Annotated in this window: 23 protein-coding genes; 10 read left to right on the forward strand and 13 right to left on the reverse strand. The window is 64.7% G+C overall.

The features are described from left to right. Positions 1-61: 61 nt before the first annotated feature. The 5 genes from ggt to EJ073_RS12475 all read right to left on the reverse strand — a co-directional run bounded on the left by ggt (position 62) and on the right by EJ073_RS12475 (position 5,592). On the reverse strand, positions 62-1,648 hold the full coding sequence (ggt, locus tag EJ073_RS12455; RefSeq protein ID WP_126055999.1) for a gamma-glutamyltransferase: 1,587 nt from the start codon (positions 1,646-1,648) through the stop codon (positions 62-64). A gap of 22 nt (positions 1,649-1,670) precedes the next feature. Continuing rightward, on the reverse strand, positions 1,671-2,471 hold the full coding sequence (locus EJ073_RS12460) for an ABC transporter permease (protein WP_126056000.1): 801 nt from the start codon (positions 2,469-2,471) through the stop codon (positions 1,671-1,673). After that, positions 2,468-3,385, reverse strand: a complete 918-nt coding sequence (locus EJ073_RS12465) for an ABC transporter permease (RefSeq protein WP_126056001.1) — start codon at positions 3,383-3,385, stop codon at positions 2,468-2,470. Before EJ073_RS12465 ends, EJ073_RS12460 begins: the two co-directional genes overlap by 4 nt. Continuing rightward, entirely contained in the window at positions 3,385-4,467 is a 1,083-nt protein-coding gene (locus EJ073_RS12470; RefSeq protein WP_126059189.1) for an ABC transporter ATP-binding protein, read from the reverse strand. The genes EJ073_RS12465 and EJ073_RS12470 overlap by 1 nt, the downstream gene beginning before the upstream one ends. Before the next feature lie 84 nt (positions 4,468-4,551). Beyond that, positions 4,552-5,592, reverse strand: a complete 1,041-nt coding sequence (locus tag EJ073_RS12475) for an ABC transporter substrate-binding protein (RefSeq protein ID WP_126056002.1) — start codon at positions 5,590-5,592, stop codon at positions 4,552-4,554. A 233-nt stretch (positions 5,593-5,825) separates the two neighbouring features. Here EJ073_RS12475 and EJ073_RS12480 point away from each other — a divergent pair, with 233 nt between their 5' ends. Continuing rightward, complete coding sequence (locus EJ073_RS12480) at positions 5,826-6,527, forward strand: GntR family transcriptional regulator (protein WP_189347370.1); 702 nt, start codon at positions 5,826-5,828, stop codon at positions 6,525-6,527. A 9-nt stretch (positions 6,528-6,536) separates the two neighbouring features. Here EJ073_RS12480 and EJ073_RS12485 read toward each other — a convergent pair whose 3' ends face one another. The 6 genes from EJ073_RS12485 to EJ073_RS12510 form a co-directional block, all read right to left on the reverse strand. Then, positions 6,537-7,622 (reverse strand): ABC transporter ATP-binding protein, encoded by a 1,086-nt coding sequence (locus EJ073_RS12485; protein ID WP_126056004.1) that lies wholly within the window; start codon positions 7,620-7,622, stop codon positions 6,537-6,539. Further along, positions 7,612-8,220: a cupin domain-containing protein gene (locus EJ073_RS12490; RefSeq protein ID WP_126056005.1), complete on the reverse strand. Its 609-nt coding sequence runs from the start codon at positions 8,218-8,220 to the stop codon at positions 7,612-7,614. Before EJ073_RS12490 ends, EJ073_RS12485 begins: the two co-directional genes overlap by 11 nt. Positions 8,221-8,428: 208 nt before the next feature. Next, on the reverse strand, positions 8,429-9,499 hold the full coding sequence (locus tag EJ073_RS12495; RefSeq protein WP_126056006.1) for an ABC transporter substrate-binding protein: 1,071 nt from the start codon (positions 9,497-9,499) through the stop codon (positions 8,429-8,431). 30 nt (positions 9,500-9,529) lie between these two features. Beyond that, positions 9,530-10,363, reverse strand: coding sequence for an ABC transporter permease (locus EJ073_RS12500; RefSeq protein WP_126056007.1), 834 nt, complete (start codon positions 10,361-10,363; stop codon positions 9,530-9,532). After that, positions 10,360-11,247, reverse strand: coding sequence for an ABC transporter permease (locus EJ073_RS12505; protein ID WP_126056008.1), 888 nt, complete (start codon positions 11,245-11,247; stop codon positions 10,360-10,362). The genes EJ073_RS12500 and EJ073_RS12505 overlap by 4 nt, the downstream gene beginning before the upstream one ends. A 98-nt stretch (positions 11,248-11,345) precedes the next feature. Continuing rightward, positions 11,346-12,626 (reverse strand): FAD-dependent oxidoreductase, encoded by a 1,281-nt coding sequence (locus EJ073_RS12510; protein WP_126056009.1) that lies wholly within the window; start codon positions 12,624-12,626, stop codon positions 11,346-11,348. Positions 12,627-12,822: 196 nt separating this feature from the next. On the opposite strand from EJ073_RS12510, the gene EJ073_RS12515 reads away from it, so the two are divergent. From EJ073_RS12515 to EJ073_RS12540, 6 genes are all read left to right on the forward strand, one after another. Then, positions 12,823-13,980: a fumarylacetoacetate hydrolase family protein gene (locus EJ073_RS12515; protein WP_126056010.1), complete on the forward strand. Its 1,158-nt coding sequence runs from the start codon at positions 12,823-12,825 to the stop codon at positions 13,978-13,980. A gap of 50 nt (positions 13,981-14,030) precedes the next feature. After that, positions 14,031-14,507: a hypothetical protein gene (locus EJ073_RS12520; RefSeq protein WP_126056011.1), complete on the forward strand. Its 477-nt coding sequence runs from the start codon at positions 14,031-14,033 to the stop codon at positions 14,505-14,507. A 173-nt stretch (positions 14,508-14,680) separates the two neighbouring features. Beyond that, on the forward strand, positions 14,681-15,613 hold the full coding sequence (locus tag EJ073_RS12525; RefSeq protein WP_126056012.1) for a substrate-binding domain-containing protein: 933 nt from the start codon (positions 14,681-14,683) through the stop codon (positions 15,611-15,613). Positions 15,614-15,818: 205 nt separating this feature from the next. After that, positions 15,819-16,805 (forward strand): ABC transporter permease, encoded by a 987-nt coding sequence (locus EJ073_RS12530; protein WP_126056013.1) that lies wholly within the window; start codon positions 15,819-15,821, stop codon positions 16,803-16,805. A 3-nt stretch (positions 16,806-16,808) separates the two neighbouring features. Further along, positions 16,809-17,603, forward strand: coding sequence for an ATP-binding cassette domain-containing protein (locus EJ073_RS12535; RefSeq protein ID WP_126056014.1), 795 nt, complete (start codon positions 16,809-16,811; stop codon positions 17,601-17,603). 89 nt (positions 17,604-17,692) lie between these two features. Next, entirely contained in the window at positions 17,693-18,715 is a 1,023-nt protein-coding gene (locus EJ073_RS12540) for a LacI family DNA-binding transcriptional regulator (RefSeq protein WP_126056015.1), read from the forward strand. A gap of 339 nt (positions 18,716-19,054) precedes the next feature. On the opposite strand, the gene EJ073_RS12545 is transcribed toward EJ073_RS12540, so the two are convergent. Both EJ073_RS12545 and EJ073_RS12550 read right to left on the reverse strand, forming a co-directional pair. After that, positions 19,055-19,843 carry a methyltransferase domain-containing protein gene (locus EJ073_RS12545; RefSeq protein WP_189375158.1) on the reverse strand — a complete coding sequence of 263 codons (789 nt, stop codon included), beginning with the start codon at positions 19,841-19,843 and terminating at the stop codon, positions 19,055-19,057. A gap of 59 nt (positions 19,844-19,902) precedes the next feature. Further along, positions 19,903-20,484, reverse strand: coding sequence for a TetR/AcrR family transcriptional regulator (locus EJ073_RS12550; RefSeq protein WP_126056017.1), 582 nt, complete (start codon positions 20,482-20,484; stop codon positions 19,903-19,905). A gap of 182 nt (positions 20,485-20,666) precedes the next feature. Here EJ073_RS12550 and EJ073_RS12555 point away from each other — a divergent pair, with 182 nt between their 5' ends. From EJ073_RS12555 to EJ073_RS12565, 3 genes are read left to right on the forward strand one after another with little or no spacing between them, the layout of a single operon-like run. Next, positions 20,667-20,987, forward strand: coding sequence for a hypothetical protein (locus EJ073_RS12555; protein WP_245455555.1), 321 nt, complete (start codon positions 20,667-20,669; stop codon positions 20,985-20,987). Next, positions 20,981-24,163, forward strand: coding sequence for a multidrug efflux RND transporter permease subunit (locus EJ073_RS12560; protein ID WP_126056018.1), 3,183 nt, complete (start codon positions 20,981-20,983; stop codon positions 24,161-24,163). Before EJ073_RS12555 ends, EJ073_RS12560 begins: the two co-directional genes overlap by 7 nt. Before the next feature lie 35 nt (positions 24,164-24,198). Beyond that, positions 24,199-25,353 (forward strand): efflux RND transporter periplasmic adaptor subunit, encoded by a 1,155-nt coding sequence (locus tag EJ073_RS12565; RefSeq protein ID WP_126056019.1) that lies wholly within the window; start codon positions 24,199-24,201, stop codon positions 25,351-25,353. Positions 25,354-25,362: the final 9 nt, after the last annotated feature.

Consider the following 25,362-nt stretch of genomic DNA (forward strand, 5'->3'; position numbering starts at 1 on the left):
TATCTTTCCAGCCTGCAAAAATCCAGCCGAGCGGCAGCACGCAATCGTGAAGCCGCCGGCATCAGTATCCGAGCGCAAGTCCGTCCTTGCGTGGGTCAGACGCGCCGGTCAGCGTTCCCTTTTCCCAGTCGATCAGCACCGCCTGCCCGCCCCCCAGCGGATGATCTGGCTCCATCACCTGGTGGCCGCGCCGGCGCAGGCCTGCAACCGCGTCGACCGGCACGCTGCGCTCCGCCTCCGCCACGCCGCTGTTGTAGAAGACTCGCGGCGCATCCAGCGCCTGCTGCGGGTCCATGCCGAAGTCGATCATGTTGGTCAGCAGGTGAACGTGGCCGAAAGGCTGGTAGCCGCCGCCCATGACGCCGAACGGCATCATCGCGCGGCCGTCCTTGGTCATCATGCCCGGCATGATGGTGTGCATCGGCCGCTTGCCGGGCGCTATGGCATTCGGGTGCTTCGGATCGAGGCGGAAGCTGGTGCCCCTGTTCTGCAGCACGACGCCGCTCTTCGGGCTGACGACACCGCTGCCGAAGGAATAGTAGGTGGAGTTGATGAAGCTCACCGCATTCAAGTCGCGGTCGACGACGGAAATGTAGACGGTGTCGCTGCCCGGCAGGTCGAGGCGCGGCAATTCGGTCATGGCACGCTCGCGGTCGATCGCGGCGCGCAGCCGGTCGGCGTAAGCGCCGGACAAAAGCTCCTTCACCGGGACGGCGACATGATCCTGGTCGCCGAGAAACGTGTCGCGGTCGCGGTAGGCCAGCCGCCCGGCCTCGATCTCCAGATGCAGGCGTTCGGCGCCATTGGGGTCGAGTTCACCGAGTTTGAAGCCGGACAGCACGTTCAGCATCAGAAGCGCGGTCAGGCCCTGATTGTTCGGCGGCATCTGGTGGATGCCGTAACCGCGGTAGTCGATGCCGACCGGGTTCTTGTAGTCGCCCTTGGTCGAAGCAAAATCGTCGAGCGTGTGCAGTCCGCCGAGCTGGCGGAGCCGGCCGACGATGTCGTCGGCCACCGCGCCTTCGTAGAAGCCAGCGCGGCCTTTCTTCGCGATGATGCGCAGCGTTTCGGCAAGCTCCGGCTGGCGATGGACGTCGCCGGCCTTGGGCGGCTGGCCGCCGGGCAGGAAGATGCGCGCCGCCACCTCGTCGGCCGACAGGTCGGTTTCGGGATCCTCCCAGTCGAAGGCGACGCGGTCGTGCACGACGTAGCCATTTTCCGCGTAGTGGATGGCGGGCGCCAATGCGTCGGCAATGCCCTTGCGGCCATGGTCTTCCAGCAGCCGGCACCAGGCATCGACCGCGCCCGGTACAGTGACCGCGTGGGGACCCTGCTTCGGAAGCTCGCTGAAGCCGTTCTCCAGATACCAGTCGACGGTTGCGGCGGCAGGCGCACGCCCCGAACCGTTGAAGGCCAGCACCTTGCCTTGCCCTTTCGGGCAGAAGAGGACAAAGCAGTCGCCGCCGATGCCGGTCGACTGCGGCTCGACCACCGCCTGCACGGCGGCGGCGCAGACGGCGGCGTCCATCGCATTGCCGCCGGAGCGCAGCATCTCGATGGCGGCAAGCGTGGCCAGCGGATGCGAGGTCGCGGCCATCGCTTCGGTGGAGCGGGCGGGCGAGCGGCCGGGGAATTGGAAATCACGCATGCTGTTTACGGTATCCCTGCATTCAACGTCCGCGGCCGAAAAGCTGAGCGGCGGACAACAAGACGATCGATAGCACGATCAGGCAAGTCGAAATGGCGGCAATGGTCGGATCGATCTGGTCGCGCAGAGCATTGAACATGCGGCGCGTCAGCGTCGTGGTTTCGCCGCCGGAGATGAACAGCGAAACCACCACCTCGTCGAAGGAGGTGATGAAGGCAAACAGCGCGCCCGAGACGATCGAGAAACGGATTTGCGGCATCGTCACCTGGCGGAAGGCGGAAAAGCGGTTGGCACCTAGGCTGCGCGCCACCTTCTCCTGGTTCATGTCGTAAGACCGCAGGCCGGAAAGCACGGTCAGCACCACCAGCGGCAAGGCCTGCACGGTGTGCGCGACGACAAGGCCGGTCAGCGTGTTGTTGAGGCCGATGCGGGCATAGAGGAAGAAGGTGCCGATGCCGATCAGGATGACCGGGATGATCAGCGAAGCGGTGAGCAGTGCATTGATGGCGCCGGTCATTCGCAGCGTGCCGATGTTGATGGCGTAGGCTGCGGCTGTGCCGAGTGGCGTAGCCACGAGCATCGTCATCACCGCGACCTTGACCGACACGATGGTGGCATCGCGCCATTCCACCGATCCGAAATAGCTCTCGTACCAGCGCAGCGACCATTCCTGGGGCGGGAACTGCAGCAGCGTCGAGCCGGAAAAGGACATAATGACGATGATGACCGACGGCGCGATCAGGAACAGCAGGACGAGGGCGCCAAGACCATAGAGCCAGAGCCGTTGCCGGTGCGAGATGGGCAGGGCATTTTCCATGCTCATCGCGAGCTCCAGACGCCGGTGGCGCGTGCGCCGAGCAGCCATTGGAACAGGCCGAGCAGGGCGAGCGTGACGGCAAGCAGCACGACGCCGAGCGCGGCGCCCGCGCCCCAGTTGGAATAGAGGCTGGTGGTCTGCTCCATGCGCATCGCCCACATGATGACCTTGCCGCCGCCCATCAATGCCGGCGTGACGAAAAAGCCGAGGCAGAGCACGAAGACGATGACCACGCCGGAGGCGAGGCCGGGCAGCGACAGCGGGAAGAATATCTGCCGGAAGGTGGCGGCCGGGCTGGCGCCGAGATTCATGCCTGCGCGCAGGCAATCGGTGTCGATCGTCTTCATCGAGGCGTAGAGCGGCAGCACTAGGAACGGCAGCATGATGTGGGTCATGCCGATAATGACGCCGGCGAAATTGTTGGCGAGCGGCAGCGGCTGGCTGATGACGCCGAGATCGATCAGCCAGCTGTTGATCAGGCCCTTGCGCTGCAGGATGACCAGCCAGGCATAGGTGCGCACCAGGACCGAGGTCCAGAACGGCAGGATGACCAAGACCAGGCATATCGAGGCCGCGCGACGCGGCAGTTGCGACAGCATGTAGGCCAGCGGATAGCCGAGCACGACGCAGGCGCCGGTGACGGCGAAGGCAACCTTGAAGGTGGTGAGGAAGGTCTTGATGTAGGAGGGCTGCTGGAAGAAGCGCGCGTAGTTCGAAGCGCTCAGCGCCCCGGTCTCGTCGAACAGCGACAGCCAGAACAGCCAGCCGATCGGCACGATGATGACGGCGAAGACGAGCAGCAGGCCGGGCGACAGCAGCGCCAGCAGCCCGAAGGATTCGCGGCGCGCATCGGCATGCAACGCATCGGCGTTGAGCGTCGGGGCGCTGGCATGGGGGAGTATGGCGGATTGCATGCTCATCAGTCCGCCGCCACCAGCACCACATCATCGGCATCGATACCGAGATTGACCGGTTCGCCGGGCCTTGGCAGCTTTGCCAGCACGTCACTGCGGCAATAGTCGCGCAGCGTCACCTGACGCCCATCTCGCAGCGTGGCATAGCAGGCGAAACTGTCGCCCTGGTAGATGACGTCGCCGACCGTCGCCGGGATCACGTTGACGCTGCCCGCCGGCGGAGCGTCGGCGACGAGGCGCAGCTTTTCCGGCCGCACCACCATCAAATGGCAGCCGGCGGCTGGCGCCGCAGACGTCATGCGGATCTTCCTGTCCTCATACCAGACGCTGCCGTTGCGGCTTTCGACCGGGATGAAGTTGGAATCGCCGATGAAGCCGGCGACGAAGCGCGTTTTGGGCGCGGCGTAGAGCACTTCCGGCCGGTCGATCTGCTCGATGCAGCCGGCATTCATGACGGCGATGCGATCCGACATGGTGATCGCCTCGCGCTGGTCGTGGGTGACGTAGACGGTCGTCATGCCCAGCCGGCGATGCAGATTGCGCAATTCGATCTGCATGTGTTCGCGCAGGCTCTTGTCCAGGGCCGAAAGCGGCTCGTCCATCAGCACGATGCGCGGTTCGAAGACGATGGCGCGGGCCAGCGCCACGCGCTGCCGCTGGCCGCCGGAAAGCTGGTCGACGCGGCGCTCGCCGAGCCCTTTCAACTGCACGAGGTCCAGCGCCTTTTCGACGCGCTCGGCCGTCTCCGACGCCGAGACGCGGCGCTGCTTCAACGGAAACGCGATGTTGTGGAAGACATTCATATGCGGGAACAGCGCATAGTTCTGAAACACCATTCCGATGTTGCGCCGGTGCGGCGGCATGGCGATGATCTCCTCGCCCCCGACCTTGATGCTGCCGGCATTCGCCCTGACGAAGCCCGCCAGGATCATCAGCAGCGTCGTCTTTCCCGAGCCCGACGGGCCAAGCAGCGTCAGGAATTCGCCGGCGGCGACATCGAGCGAAAGATCGCGCAGCACCGAGACGCCGCCGAACCTCTTCTCGATGCCGCTGATGCCGATTGGAAGCGCGGTCGGCGCGATGGACAAAAGCATCTCCCTGGACTCCGGATCATTCATGGCGGGACGGAGCTGGGCAGCGCCTGGACGCTGCCCCGACCGGTGCCACCCTGTCTATTGCTGGATCAGGTTGTCGAACTTCTCGGTCGCCTCCACGAGGGTGTCGCGCCAGAACTCGGGATCCTGCAGCACCTGCTTCTTGACGTTGTCCGGCGCCGAGTTGATGTCCTTGATCCGCTCCGGCGGGATCTTGCCGGTCTCGAAGGCCTTCTCGTTCGCCGGGCCGTTGTCGACATAGAGCGGCAGGTTGGCCTGAAGGTCGGGGCTGACAAACTTGGCCAGCGCCTTCATGGCGAGGTCCTTGTTCTTCGAGCCCTTGGGGATGACCATGCAGTCGGCGGTCAGAACGCCTTGGTCGAAGGAGAAGCTGACCGGCGCGCCTTCCTTCCGCAAGGTGCCGGCGCGGCCGTTCCAGATGCTTGCCATGTCGACCTCGCCGTCCTTGACGAGCTGCATGGCCTGCGCGCCGGAGGTCCACCAGGCGTCGACATGACCGCGGATCTTGTCGACGGACTGCAGCGCACCGTCGATGTCGACCGGATAGACCTTGTCGATCGGGATGCCCTTGGCAAGGGCGGCGACGCTCAGCGTTTCCGTCGCCTGGCTGCCTGAGAGCGCGCGGCGGCCCGGGAATTTCTCGACATCCCAGAAATCGGCCCAGGTCTTCGGCCCCTTGTCGCCGAAAACGTCGGTCCGGTAGATCAGCACGACCGAGGTGTAGGAGATGCCGACCCAGTCGTCATGGACGAGCTTGGGATTGATGCCGCTTCTGTCGATGACGCTGTAGTCGAGTTTCTCGAACAGGCCTTCCTTGGAGCCGCGCGCGCATTCGTCGGCGCCGAGCTCGGTGATGTCCCATTTGACGGCATTGCCGGTGACCTGCAGACGCACGTCGTCGAGACCGTTGGTGGTGTCTTCCTTGATGGTGATGCCGAGCGCATCGGCGGTCGGCTTGAAGAAGGCCTTGGTCTGCGCCTCCTGATAGGTGCCGCCCCATGAGGCGACGGTGATGGTGTCGGCGGCCGACGCCGGGACGGCAACCGAGGCCAGCAGCCCCGCCACCGCTAGACTTCCAATGCAACGCAGCTTCGTCATTTTCGCTTCTCCAGCCGGTGTTCCCATTATCGTTGATTTGGTATGCGAATTTGTATACAATTTTGAGTGTAATTCGCTGGAAGCCGATGTCAACACGCGCCATGACGTATTTTGGCGACGAAAGATTGAGGCCAAGGCCGGAGCCCTTGCTCTGCTCGAAACGGTCCTGTTTCAAGCAAGCGCCAAAAGGCCTTAAACTGCGAAACCACGACAGACCGTTGGAGGCGGGACGCTTGAGCAAGGAAAGAAAGAACACGCTGCGCGATTCGGTGTTCGAGAAGCTGAAGGCGCTGATCATCACCGGCCAGATCCCGCCCGGCTCCCGCGTCACGGAGACCGACATGGCCGAGCGCCTGAAGGTCAGCCGCACGCCGGTGCGCGAGGCCTTCAACCGGCTGGAGCGTGACGGCCTGGTGATCGGCCGCCCGCGCCAGGGCTATGTCGTGGCGGAGTTCAACCTGACCATGTTCCGCGAGGCCTTCGACATCCGCGAATTGCTCGACGGGCGCGCGACCGAACTGGCCGCGGCCACCGCCACCGCCGCCGACAAGACGAGGCTGCGCGCGATTCTTGCCGAATGCGAGCGGCTGGCCGCGATCCCCGACCGCAGCACCAGGGAGCAGTTCGAGGAATTGCAGGTCGGCATCGATTTGCACCGCGTGATTGCCGAAATCGGCGGCAACGAAATGCTGCACGGCATGCTCTGCGTCATACTCGACAAATGCCAGCAATATGTGTGGACAGAGCTCCTGTGGCTGGACGAGTGGAAGGTCACCCGCGAGGAACATACCGGCATCGTCGAAGCGATCTGCGCCGGCGACGTGGCCCTGGCGGGCGATCGCGCCCGCGCCCATGTGCGTGGGTCGCGTGAGAACATCCTGCGCCTGCTACAGGCCAAGTCCGACTATCAGGGTTTTTTCGCCAAGGCGTCGTGAGCCAAGCGGTCAATTGGTAAGCAAAGGGCAACTGGCGCCACGCCGCAGCCTGATGTGCGCCACGTCGCCGACGCTGAATTGAAAACCGTCAGCGCGGCGCGGAGCATCGATGATGATGGATGTCCCCTGCCCCAGTTCGGCGTGGAGGCGCAGCGTGCGGCCATGAAAGACAACGCCGCTTACCCGCGCCGGCGCGGTGCCGTCGGCGGCCTCGGTGGTCGCCAAAAGGTCCTCAGGACGCACGCCGATGGTGCGTGTGTCTCCGGCGGCCGGCGCCTCGCCGGTGTCGGATACAGCTTCCAACGCCAGCTCGCCAGCCGCAAAGCGCAGGCGCTCGCCATCGCAGCCGACGAAGCGCGACTGCAGGAGGTTCATGGTGCCGATGAAGGAGGCGACGAACTTCGTCGCAGGGCGGTCGTAGAGAATCGCCGGCGGCGCGATCTGCTCGATGAGGCCCTTGTTCATGACGACGATGCGGTCGGAGATCGACAGCGCCTCGGTCTGGTCATGGGTGACCATGACGAAGGTGGTGCCGAGGCGGGATTGCAGCCGCTTCAGCTCGACCTGCATCTGCTCGCGCAGATGCGCGTCAAGCGCCGACAGCGGCTCGTCGAGCAACAGAACGCGCGGCTGGCAGACGATGGCGCGGGCAAGCGCGACGCGCTGGCGCTGGCCGCCGGAGAGTTCGAAAACGCGGGCGCCGAGCTTGTCGGCAAGGCCGACCATGTCGAGCGCCTCGCCGACGCGTTTCGCCTGCTCGGCGCCGGACAGCCCGCGTAGCGACAGGCCGAAGCCGACATTCTCTGCGACGTCCATGTGCGGGAAGAGCGCATAGTCCTGGAAGACGGTATTGACCGGGCGATCGAAGGGCCTCAGGCCCGTTATGTCGCGGCCCTCAAGCAGAACATTGCCGCTGGTCGGGCTCTCGAAACCGGCAATGACGCGCAGGCTGGTGGTCTTGCCGCAACCGGACGGGCCGAGCAGGGTCAGGAACTCACCCGGAGCGATATCTAGCTCGACGGCGTCGAGACCAACCACACCACCCGGAAAGACCTTTGAGACCTTCTGCAATCGAACGAGCGCATCAGGCGCCATCGCGCACCTCGGAGGGTTTTGTCGTGTTGACCCAAAGGATCTCGCAGCGCTCGGCGCCGGGGTTGCGGAAGGCATGCAGCAGCGTGCTCTTGAAGGCAAAGCTGTCGCCGGCCTTGAGCACGTAGGAGGTTGCGTCCACCACCAGTTCGACCTCGCCGGCCATCACGAAGCCGAACTCATGGCCTGCATGGGCGTAGGCCTCGGCCGTTCCGCCGCCGGCCTCGACGCTCACCAGCATGCCGGTGAGCGTCGCGGCAGGCGGCGACAGCAGCGCCTTGGCGATGCCTTCCGACTTGACGGGGATCTGCCGCCGCTTGTCGGCGCGCACGCAGTAGAGATCATTGACCGCCTCATTGCCGTCGGCGATCAGTGCCGACGGTTCGATGTCTAGCGCGGCTGCAAGCGGCCAGATCACCTTGACGCGCAGCGATGACATGCCGCGCTCGATCTGGCTGAGCGCGCCTATCGAAATGCCGGCTTTTACCGCAAGCTCGGCCAGCGACAGCTTGCGCTCCAGCCTGAGCGCCCGCACGCGCCGGCCGACGCGCACATCGGCATCGTCCTTCGGCTTCTCGGCCGATTCGTCAAAAACATCCATGCGTTAGTCCTTGTTTGGTCTCTTTACCGGTGCGGCGCAGCGCCGCCAGCCTCCCCTTCTCCCCTTGTGGGAGGAGGTGTCGCCGAAGGCGACGGATGAGGGGTGTTCCAGCTTGGCAACGACGGCGATCCGTCCAACACCCCTCATCCGTCTCGGCGCTGCGCGCCGATCCACCTTCTCCCACAAGGGGAGAAGGTGGAGCCGCAGCTTACCCCCCGGCCTTCACCTTCTCGAACATCTTGGCGACGTCGTCATTCTGCTTCATCGGCCCGGTGAAGATCGTGGTCTTCAGCATCACTTCCGGATCCGACGGCAGTTGCAGCTTGTCCAGTTCGTCCTTCGCCACGCCGGCGAAAGCTGTGCTCAGCGAACTGCCGTAGCCATAGGACTGGATCAGATACTTGCCCGAGTCGGCGTCCAGCCGGCTGTTGATGAAGTCATAGGCGAGATCGACGTTCTTGGCGTCCTTCAGCATGACGAAGCCGCAGGACCAGGTCAGCATGCCCTCCTTCGGCTTCATGAACTCGACCGGCACGCCCTGTTTCTTCAGCGATGTGGCCGACGCGTTCCAGGTCATGGCGGCGACGAGCTGGCCGCTTGCCAGCGCCTGTTCGACCGAGGTCATGTCGGTGGTGTAGCTGGACAGCAGCGGCCGCTGCTCGCGCAGCTTCTCCGCCACCTTGTCCATCTGCTCCGGAGTCATGTCGAAGGGGTTCACGCCGGCGAGCAGTGCCGCGACGATCGGCGTGTCATGCACGGCGTCGATGGTCGCCATGCGACCGGCATACTGCTTGTCCCACAGAAGCTTCCAGCTCGCCTCGGGGTTCTTCACCAGATCGGTGCGGTAGAGGATCGAGGTGTTGCCCCAGTCCCACGGCACCATCCAGACCTTGCCGTCGCCGGCCTGGATGTCGGGCAGGTTCTTGAACACCGGGAAGATTGAATCCCAGTTCTTGATGCGCTTGGTGTCGATCGGCTGCAGCAGGCCTTCCTTGTTCCAGCGCGCCACCTTGTCGTAGCAGGGGTGCGCGATGTCCGGCCGGAAGCCGGCCTTGACCTTGGTGAAGGCGTCGTCGTCGTCGCCGAAGATCGAGGCCTCGACGCCGTCCGGATGGGCCGCGAGGAAGCTCTTGTTGAAGTCGGGCAGTTCGTAGCCGGACCATGTGAAATACTGCAGCTTGTCGGCGGCAAAGGCGACAGTCGACGACAGCGCGAGCGCCAGGGCCGTAAGGCCGGCGCGGGTCTTGTGTCCGGTGATCGATTTCAGCTGGAATGTCATTTTCGTTCTCCTCTCTTTCGTTGTTGTGGTTCAGGCTGGATTGGCGGCGGCTGGCCGGCGCGCAGCGCCAAGGCCGCGGTGGCGCAGGATTTCGGCAGTGCCGGCAATGATGAAGGACACGGCCAGGATCACCGTTCCGAGCGCCATGACGATCGGCAGCGAGCGCGGGAAGCGCAGCTGGCTCCAGATGTAGAGCGGCAGCGTCGGCTCGGTGCCGGCGAGGAAGAAGACGACGATGAACTCGTCGAAGGAGATCAGGAAGGCAAGCATGAAGGCCGACAGCACGGCCGGCACACTCAGCGGCAGCATGACGCGTCGGAACGTCGTCCAGTCGGACGCGCCGAGGTCGAGCGCCGCCTCGCGGATGGTCTTCGGGATGGCGGCGAAGCGGCTGCGCATGACGACCACTGTCGTCGGCAGCGCGACCAGGATGTGGCCGAGCACGATGGCGACGCGCGACGGGCCGAGGCCGATCAGATTGACCAGGATCAGCAGCGAGATGCCGACGATGACGCCGGGAATCAGGATCGGCAGCCGCGCGATGGCGCTGATCGTGGCGGCGAGCGGCGAGCGGCCGAAGAGGTCCATATAGGACACGGTGATGCCGCAGAGCGTAGCGCCTGAAGCGGCGATGACGCCGATCACCAGGCTGTTGGCGAGTGCCCCCGACAAGACCGGATTGCCGTAGAGCGTCTCGTACCATTCAAGCGTGAAGCCCTGCAGCGGAAACGCAGCCTGGATGGAATTGTTGAAGGAAAACAGCGGGATCAAAAGCACCGGCAGATAGAGGAAGGCCAGATAGCCAAGCACGTAGAGGCCGAGCCAGCGGCCGCCTGTGTCGGTCCCGGTGCGCGTCGCGCTCATGTGCGGCTGCCAAATCTGCGGTCGGCGCCGCGCGCGACCAGCACCACGCACAGGATGACCAGCATGACGCAGACGGAAAGTGCGGCGCCGAACGGCCAGTCATTGGCCTTGCCGAACTGCGACTGGATCAGCGTGCCGATCATGGTGCTGGCCGGGCCGCCGACCATGGCCGGCGTGACGTAGTCGCCGACCGTCGGCACGAAGACGACGAGGGCCGCCGCCAGCACGCCCGGCATTGAATTCGGCAGCACGACGCGGCGGAACGCGGTGAACGGACGGGCGCCGAGATCGGAGGCGGCTTCGAGCAGCGATTTCGGGATCGTGTCCAGCGCGACGTAGATCGGCAGGATGGCGAACGGCGCGTAGGCGTGCGCAAGCGTGACCACCACCGCCGCCGGCGTGTTGAGGAAGGCCAGCGTCGGCTCCGACCAGAGGCCGCTTTCGATAAAGGCCGAGTTGAGCACGCCATTGTAGGCAAGCACGATCTTCCAGGCGAAGACGCGCAGCAGGTAGCTTGTCCAGAACGGCAGCGTCACCAGGAAGAGCAGCAGGCCGCGGCGGCGTCCGGCATGGAAGGCGAGGTAGTAGGCGACGGGATAGGCGGTCACCACGGTCACCAGCGTCACAAGGCCGGCGATCACCAGCGAGCGCAGCGTCACCGTCCAGTAGAGCGGATCGGTCGCCACGGTGACGAAGTTCGCGGCGGTCAGGCCGACGCCGAGCAGCGAGCCGTCATTGCCTCGGAAGGCAAGGAAAATCACCAGGCCGAGAGCGAAGAGGATCAGGAAGAAGGTGACCAGTCCGCCCGGCAGCAGCATGGCGAGGCGGAACACCGGCGAAGCGCGAGTTTCCGGCAATGGCTGACTTGCTGCGATGGCCGACATCGATCTGCCCGTCGGAATTATGAAATCGACTTAGATTTTTTCATATTCGTGAAACTGTCAAGCTGAATCGCGCGGTGGCCGGAATGTGTTCAGCGAAGTCAGCGCTCCAACGCGTCGAGCATCCGGTACCAGGCGATCGTCGCGGCAACGCCGACCTGCCGGAAGGCGTGGAACGGGATCGGCCTGATCGGCGACAGCGGGAACGGCAGTTGCCGCGCATCGCCGCTCGCCAGGTAGCTTGCCATGCGCTTGCCGAGCGCGCTCATCAGGCCAACGCCCCTGCCCTGGCAGCCGACGACGGCAAGCAGGCCTTTTTCGGGCTCGTGGACGTGTGGCAGGTGATCCGGCGTCATCGCCACGCGGCCGAACCAGCGTTTCTCGATCGCGACGCCGGCAAGCGCCGGATAGAGACGGATCAGGGCACGTTCCAGATGCGCCCAGTCCGCAGCGCTGGAGGGCAGCGCCATGCGCCCGCGCCCGCCGAGCACTAGGCGACCGTCGGCGCTTCTGCGATAGTAGACGAGGATGCGGCGCGAGTCCGACACCGCCTGCCCGCCCGGCAGGATGCCAGCGCCAACATCGGCCGGCAGCGGCGCAGTGGCGATCTGGAAGGAGTGCAGCGGCACGATGGTCCGCGCGAGGCCAGGCAGAACGCCATCGGTGTAGGCGTTGGTGGCAAGCACGACCGCCCTCGCCCGCACCTCAGCGCCGCTTTCGGTCGAGATCCGCCAGAGACCGGCGTCCTTGGCGAGCTTCACCACCTTCTGCCGTTCGGCGATCCCGACGCCAGCGGCAGCAGTGACCCGCGCCACTTCCACCGTATAGGCTAGTGGATCGACGACGCCGGCGCGGCGGTCGAGCCAGCCGCCGAGATAGCCCTGGGCGCCAGTCATGGCCGCGATCTCGGCCTGGCTGAGCAGTTCGACGTCGGCGCCACGTGCCCGCCACTGGCGATCCCGGTTTGCTGCCGCAGTCAAAGCGGTCTCGGTGTGCGCGGCTTGGATCCAGCCGTTGCGGGTGAACGGCACCGCCAGCTTCTCGTCGCCGATCAGGTCGAACACCGCATCGGCTGTCGAGGCGGCAAAATTGACCAGCGCCTCGCCGCGCTCCTTGCCGAAATGCTCGACCAGCCATTCCGGATCGTATTTCAGGCCGGGGATGACCTGACCGCCATTGAGACCCGAGGCGCCCTCCCCGATCGCTCCGGCCTCCAGCACCTGGACGGCGAGACCCTGCCGCGCGGCATGGAGCGCGGTAGAAAGGCCCATGATGCCGCCGCCGACGATGACCGCATCGATCGGCCCGGCTGGCGTTTGCGGCTGCAACGCGAACACCGTCTTGGGCTTTTGCCAGATCGGGTCCGAAAACAGCTTGGGCAAGGATCACCTGGGAGATGCAATGGGCTTGTGAAAATCCTATTGTTGATTTCACGGATTTGAAAGTGCGTTCGATTGTGCCAGCCGGCCCGTGGCTGCGGACCGCGCTCGCCCTGGCACACAAATGATCCCGTTGGCGGGATGGACGTCTCGACCAAATCCGGGGAAAGTGCCGCGCGCCAAAGAGAGGACCGAAGCCATGACCGACCCGACCCGCCTGCCCGCCGACGGCCTCTTCATCGGCCGCGCCAGGACCAGCGAAACGGCCTATCCGCTGGTGGTCACGGTGCGCGACGGCATGGTCTTCGACATCACCTCGAGCGCGGCGCCGACCGTGCGCGACCTCTGCGAGTTGCCAGACCCGGCTGGCTATGTTCGCTCCGCCAATGGCAAGCCGATCGGCGCGCTTGAAGACATCACCGCCAACAGTTTCGAGGCAGAGCGCGACGCGAAGAAGCCCTTCCTGCTCTCGCCCGCCGACCTGCAGGCGGTGAAGGCTTCCGGCGTCACCTTTGTGGTCAGCCTGCTCGAGCGCGTCATCGAGGAACAGGCGCGCGGCTCGGCGGAGAAGGCCGATGCCATCCGTGCCGACATCGCCGGGCTGATCGGCCACGACCTCTCCAAGCTGAAGCCCGGCTCGCCGGAAGCGATGGAAATCAAGGCCAAGCTGATCCAGCGCGGCGCCTGGTCGCAATATCTGGAAGTGGGCATCGGTCCGGACGCCGAGATCTTCACCAAATGCCAGCCGATGGCGTCGGTCGGCTTCGGCGCCGATGTCGGCCTGCATCCCGTGTCCACCTGGAACAATCCGGAGCCGGAGATCGCCATGATCGCCGACAGCACCGGCCGGATCGTCGGCGCCACGCTCGGCAACGACGTCAATTTGCGCGACGTCGAGGGCCGCTCGGCGCTGCTGCTCGGCAAGGCCAAGGACAACAATGCCTCGGCAGCGCTCGGTCCGTTCATCCGGCTGTTCGACGAGACGTTTTCCATTGCCGATGTGAAGCGCGCCACGGTGCGGCTCAGCGTCGAGGGCGAGGACGGGTTCTCGCTGGAGGGCGCAAGCTCGATGGCCGAGATCAGCCGCTCGCCGGAGGAGTTGGTCAAGGCAGCGATGGGGCCGCATCACCAGTATCCCGACGGGTTGGCGCTCTATCTCGGCACCATGTTCGTGCCGTCGAAGGATCGCGGCGAGAAGGGCAAGGGCTTTACCCACAAGGTCGGCGATATCGTCACCATCTCGTCGGAAAAACTCGGCGCGCTGGTCAACCGTGTGCGCCTGTCACCGGATTGTCCGAATTGGACCTATGGCGCCAGCCATCTGATGCGCGACCTCGCCAGGGCCGGTCTGATCTGACAACCCTGCAAGAACCGGCCTTCATCAACACAATTTTCTGTTGAGGCCCGGTGACTGCGGCCCGCTTCGGCTACCGGGTGCAGGCCACGGGCAGCAATCCGGAAGCCGCCGCCCATGCCGGCATCGCGACCGGCAAGGTCCGGCTCATGGCGCTGGCACCGATGGGCGCAATTGCGGGACTCGCCGGCGTCGTCCATCTCGCGCGCAGGGCACCATCCTCCCCAATGACGGCAACGGTTTTGCGCTGCTGGCAATCGCCGCGGCGCTGCTTGGCGGCACGAGGCATGTCGGGCGGGCATGGCAGCGCCATCGGCGCCGCCATCGGCATACTGGTCATCCAGGCGGTGCCGAGCGCGATCCCTCTGCTCGGCATCGATGCCACATGGACAAACCTCGCTGTCGCTGGCGGTCGACTGGCTGGGCAGGATCTGGCGCGGCCGGCGCGCGGAGCGCAGGTAGAACGGTCCGCGCGGCTGAGTCCCGCTCGACAACCTCACGCAAATATCACCCAAACTGATGCAATCTGATGGGATTGCTGATGGCGTCCTGCCTTGCGCCAGCATCCATTGGCGCTTGGAGGCTTGCCATAGGGCCGGAAAGGGGATGCCCTCTAAGCACCCGCTCGGCGCTGGCAGGAAATGCGATTTTTGGGCCGCATCGCGTCCGACGTGGAAGTCGTTTCAACATGGGAGGAAACCATATGCTGACGAGGCTAAGACTGCTCGTGCTTGGCTTGATCGTGGCGCTCGCCATTCCGGCGGCGGCGCAGGCCAAGACCTTCTACTGGATTTCGCATGGTGGTCCGGCCGACCCGGTCTGGACCTACTTCCTGGCCGGCGCCAAGCAATGGGCGACCGATACCGGCAACTCCGTCAACACCTCATTCCATAATGGCGACGTGGCGTCACAGCAGGAGGCGGTTCGCGCCGCCATCTCGGCCAAGGCCGACGGCATCGTCACCACCAGCCCCGATCCGGGCAGCCTGGTCGAGATCGTCAAGGAAGCGCGCGCGGCCAACATCCCGATCATCAACTTCAACACGCCCGATCCCAAGGCCAACTTCAACGCCTATGTCGGCGGCGACAACGTCACTTTCGGCAAGCACTGGGCGCAGTATCTGGTCGACAAGGGCCTGGTGAAGAAGGGCGACTTCGTCTGGATGCCGGTCGAGGTTCCCGGCGCCACCTATGGCGTGCAGGAAGAGGAAGGCATCAAGAGCGTCTTCGAACCGCTCGGCATCACCTATGAAATCACCGAGGCGACGCTCGACCAGGCAGAAGTGATCAGCCGCATGGTCGACTACCTGACCGCGCACAAAGGCAAGGTGAAGGCAATCATCGGCCTCGGCGACCTCGTCACCGGCTCGATCAAACGGGTGTTCGACCAGGTCGGCATCAAGCCCGGCGAAATCCCGGTCGTCGGCTGGGGCAACTCGCTCGACACCACCCAGGAAGTGCTGAACGGCTATGTCAACGCCGCGCAGTGGCAGGACCCGCAGGCGACCAGCTACGTCGCGCTCTCGCTCGCCAACATGGCGGCCGCCGGCATCCCTCCGGGCTTCAACGTTATCACCGGCGCGCTCTACGAAAAGGACACCGCCGGGGTCTACGACAAGATCCTGTCCGGGAAGTGATCCGTCCCCTGCAGCGCCGCGCGTCATTTCCAGACGCGCGGCGGGCAGCTCGATTTTGCGCACGGCCTTTGCGAGAATCCGGTCCGATTTTCGGAATCGCCTGCGCACAGTCGCGGCCGCTCCCGTAGCCGCGACTGTCCTTTTTCACTTCGCCGAGCCCCCTGACACGGCCGGCGATCTCGACCTTTCCACCCAAGGATTCAACGTGGAAAACCATTCGCTTACCCAACGCCTGATCGCGAGGCCGGAATTCGGGCCCTTCGTGCTGCTCGTCATCGAGCTCGTCGTCTTCTGGGTCATCAATCCCGATTTCCTGTCGCCGCAGAACATCTCCAACATCCTCGCCTTCACGGTCGAGCTTGGCCTGATCGCGCTGGCGATGACGCTTTTGATGACATCGGGCGAGTTCGACCTCTCGGTCGGCTCGCTGTTCGGCTTTTCGCCGGTGCTGATGTGGACGCTGTTCAATGGCGGCGTCACCTCGCTGGAGGTAGGCCTGCTTGTCGCGCTGGTGGTCGCGGCTTTCATCGGGCTGGTCAATGGCTGGTTCGTGACGCAGCTCAAGATCCCGTCCTTCCTGGTCACGCTCGGCATGCTCCTCGTCGTGCGCGGCACGGCGCTGTTCGTCACCGACGGGTTCCCGCAGCGCACCTGGAGCGCCGAAGGCAGCTGGCTGGCGGAAGCGCTGGTCGGCGATTTCTTCATTGGACCGTTCCGCATCTACATGTCGTTGTTCTGGTTCATCGGCGCGGCGATCGCGCTTGGCTACGTGCTAACGCAGAGCCGCACCGGCAACTGGATCCAGGCCGCAGGCGGCAACCCCAACGCCGCCCGCGCGCGCGGCGTGAATGTCAATGGCGTCAAGGTCGGCCTGTTCGTCCTGTCGGCGCTGATGGCCTCGCTCGCCGGCGTCATCTCGTCGCTGCGCACCTCCGCCGCCAATCCCAACAGCGGCACCGGCTACGAGCTCGAGGTCATCGCCATGGTGGTGATCGGCGGCACGGCATTGACCGGCGGTCGCGGCACCATCATCGGCACGGTGCTCGGCATCCTGATCCTGCGCGTGATGCGCAACGGCATCGTGTTGATCGGCGTGCCGGGGCTTGCCTACAACATCTTCATCGGCGCCATCATCCTCGGCATGATGGCGCTGCACTCATGGCTCGAACGCCGGCATCAGGCAGGAACGTGACCCATGGCTGAACCGCTGATCCGCATGCAGAACATCCGCAAGTCCTACGGGCGCGTGCAGGCGCTGGTGGACGCCAATTTCCACGTCAACGAAAAGGAGATCGTCGGCCTGCTCGGCGACAACGGCGCCGGCAAGTCGACGCTGATCAAGGTGCTGTCGGGCGCAGTGCCGCTGACCAGCGGCGACATCTTCATCCGCGGCAAAAAGGTCAACCTGCGCAGCACCAGCGACGCCATCGCCCACGGCATCGAGACCATCTACCAGGATTCCGCGCTGGTCACGCAACTGTCGATCGCGCGCAACCTGTTCCTCGGCCGCGAGCCGATCAAGCCGCCGCGTTTTTTGAACCGCATGGACCAGGAGGCGATGAACACGGTGGCGCGCGACCTGCTGAAACAGGTCGGCATCTCCAAGAACATCCCGCCGACGACGCCGATCGGCTCGCTGTCGGGCGGCGAGCGGCAGGCTGTGGCGATCGCCCGGGCCATGCATTTCGACAGCGACCTCATCATCCTCGACGAGCCCACCAACAATCTCGGCGTCGCCGAGACGCAAGGCGTGCTGAGCTTCGTGCGCAACGCCCGCGATTCCGGCCATTCCTGTATCTTCATCGCCCACAACATCCACCACGTCTTCCAGGTGGTCGACCGCATCGTCGTCATGCGCCGTGGCAAGGTGGTGGCCGACGACATCGATCCGAAACAGACGACCGTCGCCGACGTCGAGCGGATCATCACCGGCATGTCCGACAAGGACATCCGTGACGCCCTTGCGGCGGGCACGCAACCGCAAGGCTGAAGCCTCCGCCGCTGGCGGACGTCAATCATCCGCCCGGTCAGTCATCACGCGTCTGGCACAGGATCGCATACGCTCCTATGACTGGAACCATGAAAGCCACCGTCGCCGACATCGCCAGGAACTGCGGGCTGTCGACCGCGACGGTCGACAGGGTGCTGAACAACCGGCCCGGCGCCAGCGCCGCCAACCGGCAGCGCGTCATGGAAGCGGCGAAACAGCTCGGTTACCTGCCTGTCGTCGACCAGGTGGCGCTGCCGTCGAAGCCGGCGCATCTGGAATTCTTCCTGCCGATCGGCAGCAATGCCTTCATGGTCGATCTCGCCCGCCATATCGAGGACTATGCGGCGCGCCTGCCGCTGGTCGCCTCCTGCCGCATCCACAGCCTTGCCGGCATCTCGCCCAGCACGCTGCAGGGCGCCGTCGAGAACCTGTCGCTCAAGGCGAACGGCGTCGGCGTCATCGCCGTCGATCATCCGAGAACCCGCAACATCCTGCGCGAGCTTGTCGAAGCCGGCATCCGCCTCGTCACCCTGGTGTCGGACGTTCCGGCGGCGCCGCGCTCGGCCTATGTCGGCATCGACAACCGGGTGGCGGGACGCACGGCGGCGCTGTTGATGGGCCGCTTCCTCGGCGGTCGCAGCGGTCATCTCGCCATGGTGGTCGGCTCGCGTTCCTACCGCGGCCATGAGGAGCGCGAAATGGGCTTCCGTTCGGTGTTGAGCGAGGAATTCCCCAACCTCACCATCTCAAGCGCCGTCGAGATCAATGACGAGCCGGAGGTGAGCTACACCGCGACGATGAAGGCGCTGCACAACGAACCGGAGCTGCTCGGCATTTACTGCGTCGGCGCCGGGCGCTCGGGTGTGGCAAAGGCGCTGCTGGAATCCAGGCCGCGCACGAAGCCGGTGTTCATCTGCCATGACCTGACCAGGGAGACGCGCGGCTATCTGGTCGACGATCTCTGCGATGTCGTCATCGACCAGAATGCACGACTGATCGCCGAGCAGTCGGTGATCCGCCTGCTCGGCTCGATCGCCTCCTCGGCGCCGTACCTGACGAAAAAATTCATCGAGCCGCGATTGATCTTCAAGGAAAACGTGCCGGTTCAATAGGTTAGCTTGCCTTGGCAAGGCTGCTTTGCCCGGATTTGTCGGAGGATTGCCGAGGGGTGCGGCAATTCTGCACATCAGCTATGCACGTTTCATGGTTGCCGAATCGTTAAGCAACCAGTACGTATCTGGGTGTCGGCCGTCTCCTCCTCCCAGATGTGATGCCGACGGTGAATGCGGTACACCTCCTCCCGTGCCGCATTCGAAATCGAGCCCGCTGCCTCCTCCTCCCGGCAGCGGGCTTTTTCTTTGCCCGCATGGAAAATGCGGAGGCGACGCCAGCCCCCTCACCCGGATTGCCAAATCATACTGGAAAATCAGGAGTGCTGGGCAATTGCGCGCCTAGCCTCTAGCTGTCGCCAGATTGGTGCTGAGTTCGAAAGCGACGCCCGATCCATCGGAGTGGGACTGCAGCACGGGCGCGCTCCCGCTCACGATGTCCTCCACGACCCGCTTGCGTTCCTGATCGGCCATTGCCTTGCCGGCAGCACTCATGCCGACCAGCGCCATCGTATTCAATCGCAGGAGGGGCGCGCCGTCCTCAAAGTGTATGGTGCGCGATATTGTCCTTGATCGAACGTCGTGGAAGCCGGCGTCTCGGAGCAGCGCCTCGAGCGGCGGCGCATTCCCAAAGCTGTGGCGCAGGTCCGCGATTGGGCCGAGGAGTCGCTCGGCGACGCGGCGGAGTTCTCGAAAGAAGGGGATTTCCTCATCGGTGCGCCAAGTGGCAACTGCCAGCCGGCCGCCCTGCGCCAGTGCTCGCCGCATTTCTGCCGCCGCGGCGGGCTTGTCGGGAAAGAACTGCAGCCCCTGCTGACAGACCACAACGTCGAACTGCTCTCCGTCACGGAGCGGCAGTGCGCCGGCATTGCCCACGCGCCAGTCGATGTCTGGCGCCACGGTGCGCGCGACGGCAAGCATATCTGGGCTGATGTCGACGCCGACAACACATCCGGCGGCACCGAGCCGTTCCCTGGCAACGCGCGCAACTATTCCTGTGCCGCAGGCGATGTCCAATACACGATGGCCTGGAGTCAGCTTTACTTCTTCGAAGGTCACTTCGGCCCAAGGGCGGAAGAGGCTACCCACGAGCCAGCGCTCGTACATCTCCGGAAAACTTGCCTGACCCATTGCGTAGCTGGGCGCCTGATTCTGAGGCAGGATCACAGAGCCAGGATGAGGCGACGACATCAGCGCGCCCTGAACGACGCAATCAGGCCCTCCGCCATGCGCACGAACTGCGCGCTCGGGCCTTCCGACCCGACGCTCTGCATGGAGACCCGCGCGCCCTCGAGCAGCAGCGACAGCGTGTCGGCGAGAAGCTCGGCCTGGCCGATGCCGGCTTCGCGGCAGAGCGAAACTAGCTTTTCGCGCTGGGCTTCCTTCAATTCCTTGATGACGCGTCTGGCCGGATGATCGGTCTCGCTGAGTTCGACGGCTGCGTTGGCCATGTCGCAGCCGCGGCTATCGGCACTGAGCATTTCCGAAGCCTTTTGAACCCAGTCATGCAGCTGGGCTAGCTTGTCTCCGGGGTGCCTGGCTTCGAACTCGTCCCAAATCCGTGAAGCCTTTGCCGCCGTGGCGCGCAGGCATTCGATGATCAGGTCATCCTTGGATTCGAAGTGACGGTAGAGCGTCATCTTGTTGGTGCCGGCAGCCTCGGTGATGGCGTCGACGCCAACACCCTTGATGCCGTGCTTGTGGAACATGTCCTGCGCCGTCTCCAGGATCCGATCCCGGGGGCGAGAGCGCTCCACGACGCCGTCTGCCATCATGATCTCCTTTCGTTTCCAAAAATCCCTCGGCCACCTCTTGACTAAGGTGTTACCGGTCTGTAACTTCCAGAATGTTACTTACTGGTAACACCTATGTCTCTCCGCGTCAACGACAAGACCCGATCGGTCCTGCAGGGTGAGATAGGGCCAGAAACCTGCCTGTCATGCGGCTTCGGCCGGTGAAGAAGAGAAAAACGGTTCGCGATCATTCCGATGCGGGCCGCAAGCAAGGAACCGCTCCTATGCAGAAGCGCAAAGACCTGACGATCGACGAGGCCATCCGGGATCCGATGATCCGGCTGGTGATGATGGCGGATCGGGTCGACCCGCGCAGCTTCGAGGCGATGCTGCGTTCAAAGGCGGCCATGCAGGCGCCGGACCGCAAGGCGCTGCCGCGTTTTCTGGAAGACTCAAGCTCAGTGCGTAGCCGGCAGCTGTCCAGGATCGCCAACGCGTTTGGCGAAGCAAAAGCATTCAACGAGGCCTGCGTCTCATGGTGAACTATTTCGTCCAACGTCCGATCTTCGCATCGGCGATCGCCATCATCATGGTGCTCGCCGGCGCGATCGCCTATTTCCTGCTGCCGGTGTCGCAGTTCCCCGACATCACGCCGCCGCAGGTCGTGGTCAGCGCCCACTATCCGGGCGCCAGCGCGCAGGTCGTGGCCGATACGGTAACCACGCCGCTCGAACAGCAGATCAACGGCGTGCAGGGCATGACCTACATGTCGTCGACGAGCTCCAATGACGGCTCCTCGACCATCACCATCACCTTCGATGTCGGCTATCCGCTGAGCACGGCCGCCGTCGACGTCCAGAACCGCGTCTCGCAGGCCGCGTCTTCGCTGCCGGCGATCGTCAACCAGGGCGGCGTGACGATCAAGAAGCAGAATCCCAATTTCGTGCTCATCGTCGACCTCACCTCGCCGGACGGCTCGGTCGATCCGGTGGCGCTGAGCAACCTCGCCTATCTGCAGGTGGTCGACCCGCTGAAGCGGCTGCCCGGCGTCGGCGACGTGCAGATCTTCGGCGAGCGGCGCTATTCGATGCGCGTCTGGCTCGACCCGGACAAACTGGCAAATCTCGGCATAACCGCCGTCGACGTGCAGAACGCCATTGCCGAGCAGAACGTGCAGGTCGCGGCCGGCAAGATCGGCCAGTCGCCGGCGCCGGCCGGCACCGCCTTCGAGATGCAGGTCAACGCGGTCGGCCGCCTCAGCGACCCGAAGGAATTCGGCGAGATCGTCGTGCGCGCCAATTCTGAAAACGGCTCGCTGGTGCGCCTGCGCGACGTCGCGCGCATCGAACTCGGCGCGCTGCAATATTCCTCGTCCGCTTTCTTCGGCAAGGACCCGACGGTGGTGCTCGCCGTCTACCAGATGCCGGGTTCCAACGCGCTCGACCTGCAGCAGCGGGTCAAGGACAAGATGCAGGAGTTGTCGGCGCGTTTCCCGAAGGGCGTCAACTACGCCATGCACTACGACACGACGCGCTTCGTGTCGGCCTCGATGCATGACGTTCTGATTACGCTTGGCGAGGCGCTGGTGCTGGTCGTGGCGGTGGTGTTCATCTTCCTGCAGAGCTGGCGCACCACCATCATCCCGACCATCGCCATCCCAGTGTCGCTGATCGCAACGCTGGCGGTGATGTACATGCTGGGCTTCTCGCTCAACATGCTGTCGCTGCTCGGCATGGTGCTGGCGATCGGTCTCGTCGTCGACGACGCGATCGTCGTCGTCGAGAATGTCGAGCGACAGCTCGAGGCCGGCCTCAAACCACTTGCCGCGACACGCGCGGCGATGGCCGAGGTGACAGGACCGATCATCGCCACAACCGCGGTGCTGATGGCGGTGTTCATCCCGGTCGCCTTCATCCCGGGCGTCTCGGGGCGGCTCTACAACCAGTTCGCGCTCACCGTCGCGATCTCGGTCGGCATCTCGGCCTTCAACTCGCTGACGCTGAGCCCGGCGCTGAGCGCCGCGTTCCTGCGCCATCGCGGCGAGACGCAGTTCGTCTTGTTCCGCTGGTTCAATGCCGGCTTCGAATGGCTGTCGCATGCCTACGCCCATGGCGTGCGCATCCTGATCCGGCTGCGCTGGGCCATGCTCGGTCTGTTCGCCGCCGGCCTGGTGGCTACCTATTTCGTCTGGCAGAAACTGCCCTCGACCTTCCTCCCCGTCGAGGACCAGGGTTATTTCTTCGTCGTCATCCAGCTGCCTGACGGCGCTTCGTTGGAGCGCACCGACGCGGTGGCCGAGAAGGCGCGCGACATCCTGCAGAGCACACCCGGCGTCGACATTGTCGGCTCGATCAGCGGCCTGAACTTCCTGACCAGCGCCGCGCAGTCGAACTCGGCGGTGGAGTTCGCGATCCTGAAGCCTTGGGACGAGCGTGGACCCGACCAGAATGCCTCGAAGCTGGTCGCTGAGGTGCGCAACAAGCTGCTGCAGATACCGGAGGCCTTCGCGCTCTCCTTTGATCCGCCTTCGATCCCGGGCCTCGGCACCACCGGCGGCTTCGAGTTCCAGGTCGAGGATCTCTCCGGTCGTGGCAGTGCTGCGCTCAACGATGTCACGCAGGCGCTGATCGCCGAGGCGCGCAAGCAGCCGGAACTCAATCCGCAGCAGCTGTTCTCGTCCTTCTCGACGTCGACACCGCAGTTCAACTACGACCTCGACCGCAGCAAGGCGAAACTTCTGGGGCTCAGCCTGCCCGATGTGTTCAACACACTGCAGATCTATCTCGGCTCGCTCTACGTCAACGACTTCAACCTGTTCGGCCGCACCTTCCGGGTGACGATCCAGGCCGACAAGGATGCGCGCGCCGATGCCACCGACATCTCGCGGCTCTATGTGCGCAACGCTGCGGGCGGCATGGTGCCGCTGAGCACGCTGGGCAGGCTGGTGCCGATTGTCGGCCCCGAGACGGTGCCGCACTACAACAACAATGCATCGGCCCTGATCAATGGCGGTGCCGCTCCCGGCTTCTCGTCCGGACAGGCGGTGGCGGCGATGGAGCGGGCGGCGGCGACGGTGCTGCCCAGGGACTTCGGCTATGAGTGGACCGGCATCACCTTCCAGGAGCTCAAGGCCGGCTCGATCGCCTCGATCGTGTTCGGGCTTGCCATGGTGTTCGTCTTCCTGATCCTGGCGGCGCAATACGAAAGCTGGGCGATGCCCTTCATGGTGTTGCTCGCCGTGCCGCTCGCCCTGTTCGGCGCCTTCCTGGTGCTCCTGCTGCGCGGCATGCAGATCGACGTCTACTCGCAGATCGGCTTCGTCATGCTGATCGGCCTGGCGGCGAAGAACGCCATCCTGATCGTCGAATTCGCAAGACGACGGCGCGAGGAAGGTTTGAGCATTGTCGAAGCGGCGATGGAGGCCGCGCGGCTGAGGCTGAGGCCGATCCTGATGACGGCGTTCGCCTTCATCCTCGGCGTCCTGCCGCTGATGTTCGCGACGGGTGCAGGTGCTGCCAGCCGGCAGTCGATCGGCACCACCGTCTTCGGCGGCATGGTGGCGGCGACGGTGCTGTCGCTGGTGTTCGTGCCGGTGTTCTACGCGGTGATTGAAAAGCTGCGCGAGCGAGGCGAGGACAGAGAGCCCGCTCCGCACCATCAGGATATTGAACCGACCGCCGAGCCGGCGCTTCAGCCGCTCGCCCAGGCGGCTGAATAGCTCGCGCAGGCGGCGGAAAACGATTGGAGACCAAAATGCGTAAATGGAAAATCGCTTTGGGAACGGCCGTGGCGCTCGGTGCCATCTCGATGGCCAGCGTCCATCTGCTCGACATGGGCAGTCTCAGCCTCAATGCCGGCACGGCAGGGGCAGCGCCGGCTCCGGCGGCGTTCGTGATGCCGGTGCCGGTGGTGAACGTGGTGAAGAGGACGCTGCCGATCTATCTCGACTATGCCGCGCGGGTCGAACCGATCCGCAGCATCACCCTGCAGGCCCGCGTGCCGGGCTACCTGCAGGAGCAGGCTGCCGCCGACGGCAGCGACGTCAAGCAGGGCGACCTGCTCTACCGGATCGCGCCCGAGGACTATCAGGCGGCACTCGACCAGGCGAAGGCCGAGATCGAGCGCGACACGGCGACGCTCGACTATGCGCGGTCCAATCTCGGCCGCGGCACGGAACTCGCCAAGAGCGGCTATCTCGCCAAGGACAGTTTCGACCAGCGCACGAGCACCCTGCGCGCGGCCGAGGCAGCGCTTGCAGTCGACAGGGCCGCGCTGCGCACCGCCCAGCTCAACCTCGGCTATTCGGAGATCAAGGCGCCGTTCCCGGGCCGTATCGGCCGCAACCAGGCCTCGGTCGGCACGCTGGTCAGCGTCGCCGGCACGGTGCTCAACACGCTGGTGCAGCTCGACCCGATCTACGTCACCTTCAATCCGAGCGAGACCGATCTCGTCGAAATCGAAGCCGCGAAGGCAGCCGGCCCGATCGCCGTCGATGTTCTGCTGCCCGGTGAGACTGAGCCCAGCCAGAAGGGCGAGCTCACCTTCATCGACAACACGATCGACCATTCGACCGGCACGATCACGGCGCGGGCGACGATCGGCAATGCGAAATTCTCGCTGCTGCCCGGCCAGTATGTGCGGGTCCGGCTGCACGTGAAGGAGCAGCCGAACACGCTGATGGTGCCGCAGGTGGCGCTGGGGTCCAGCCAGCTCGGCAAGTACCTCTATGTCGTCGGCAAGGGCAACACGGTCGACCAGAAGCTGGTCTCGCTCGGGCCGACCGACGGCGACCTGATATCCGTGACATCAGGCATTTCCGAGGGCGACCAGGTGATCACCGGCAATCTGCAGAAGATCGGACCCGGCATGCCGGTCTCGCCGCTGCCGCAACAGAAACCGGCCAGCTGATAACCCCCA

It is taken from the genome of Mesorhizobium sp. M4B.F.Ca.ET.058.02.1.1 (assembly GCF_003952505.1).
Lineage (GTDB): Bacteria > Pseudomonadota > Alphaproteobacteria > Rhizobiales > Rhizobiaceae > Mesorhizobium.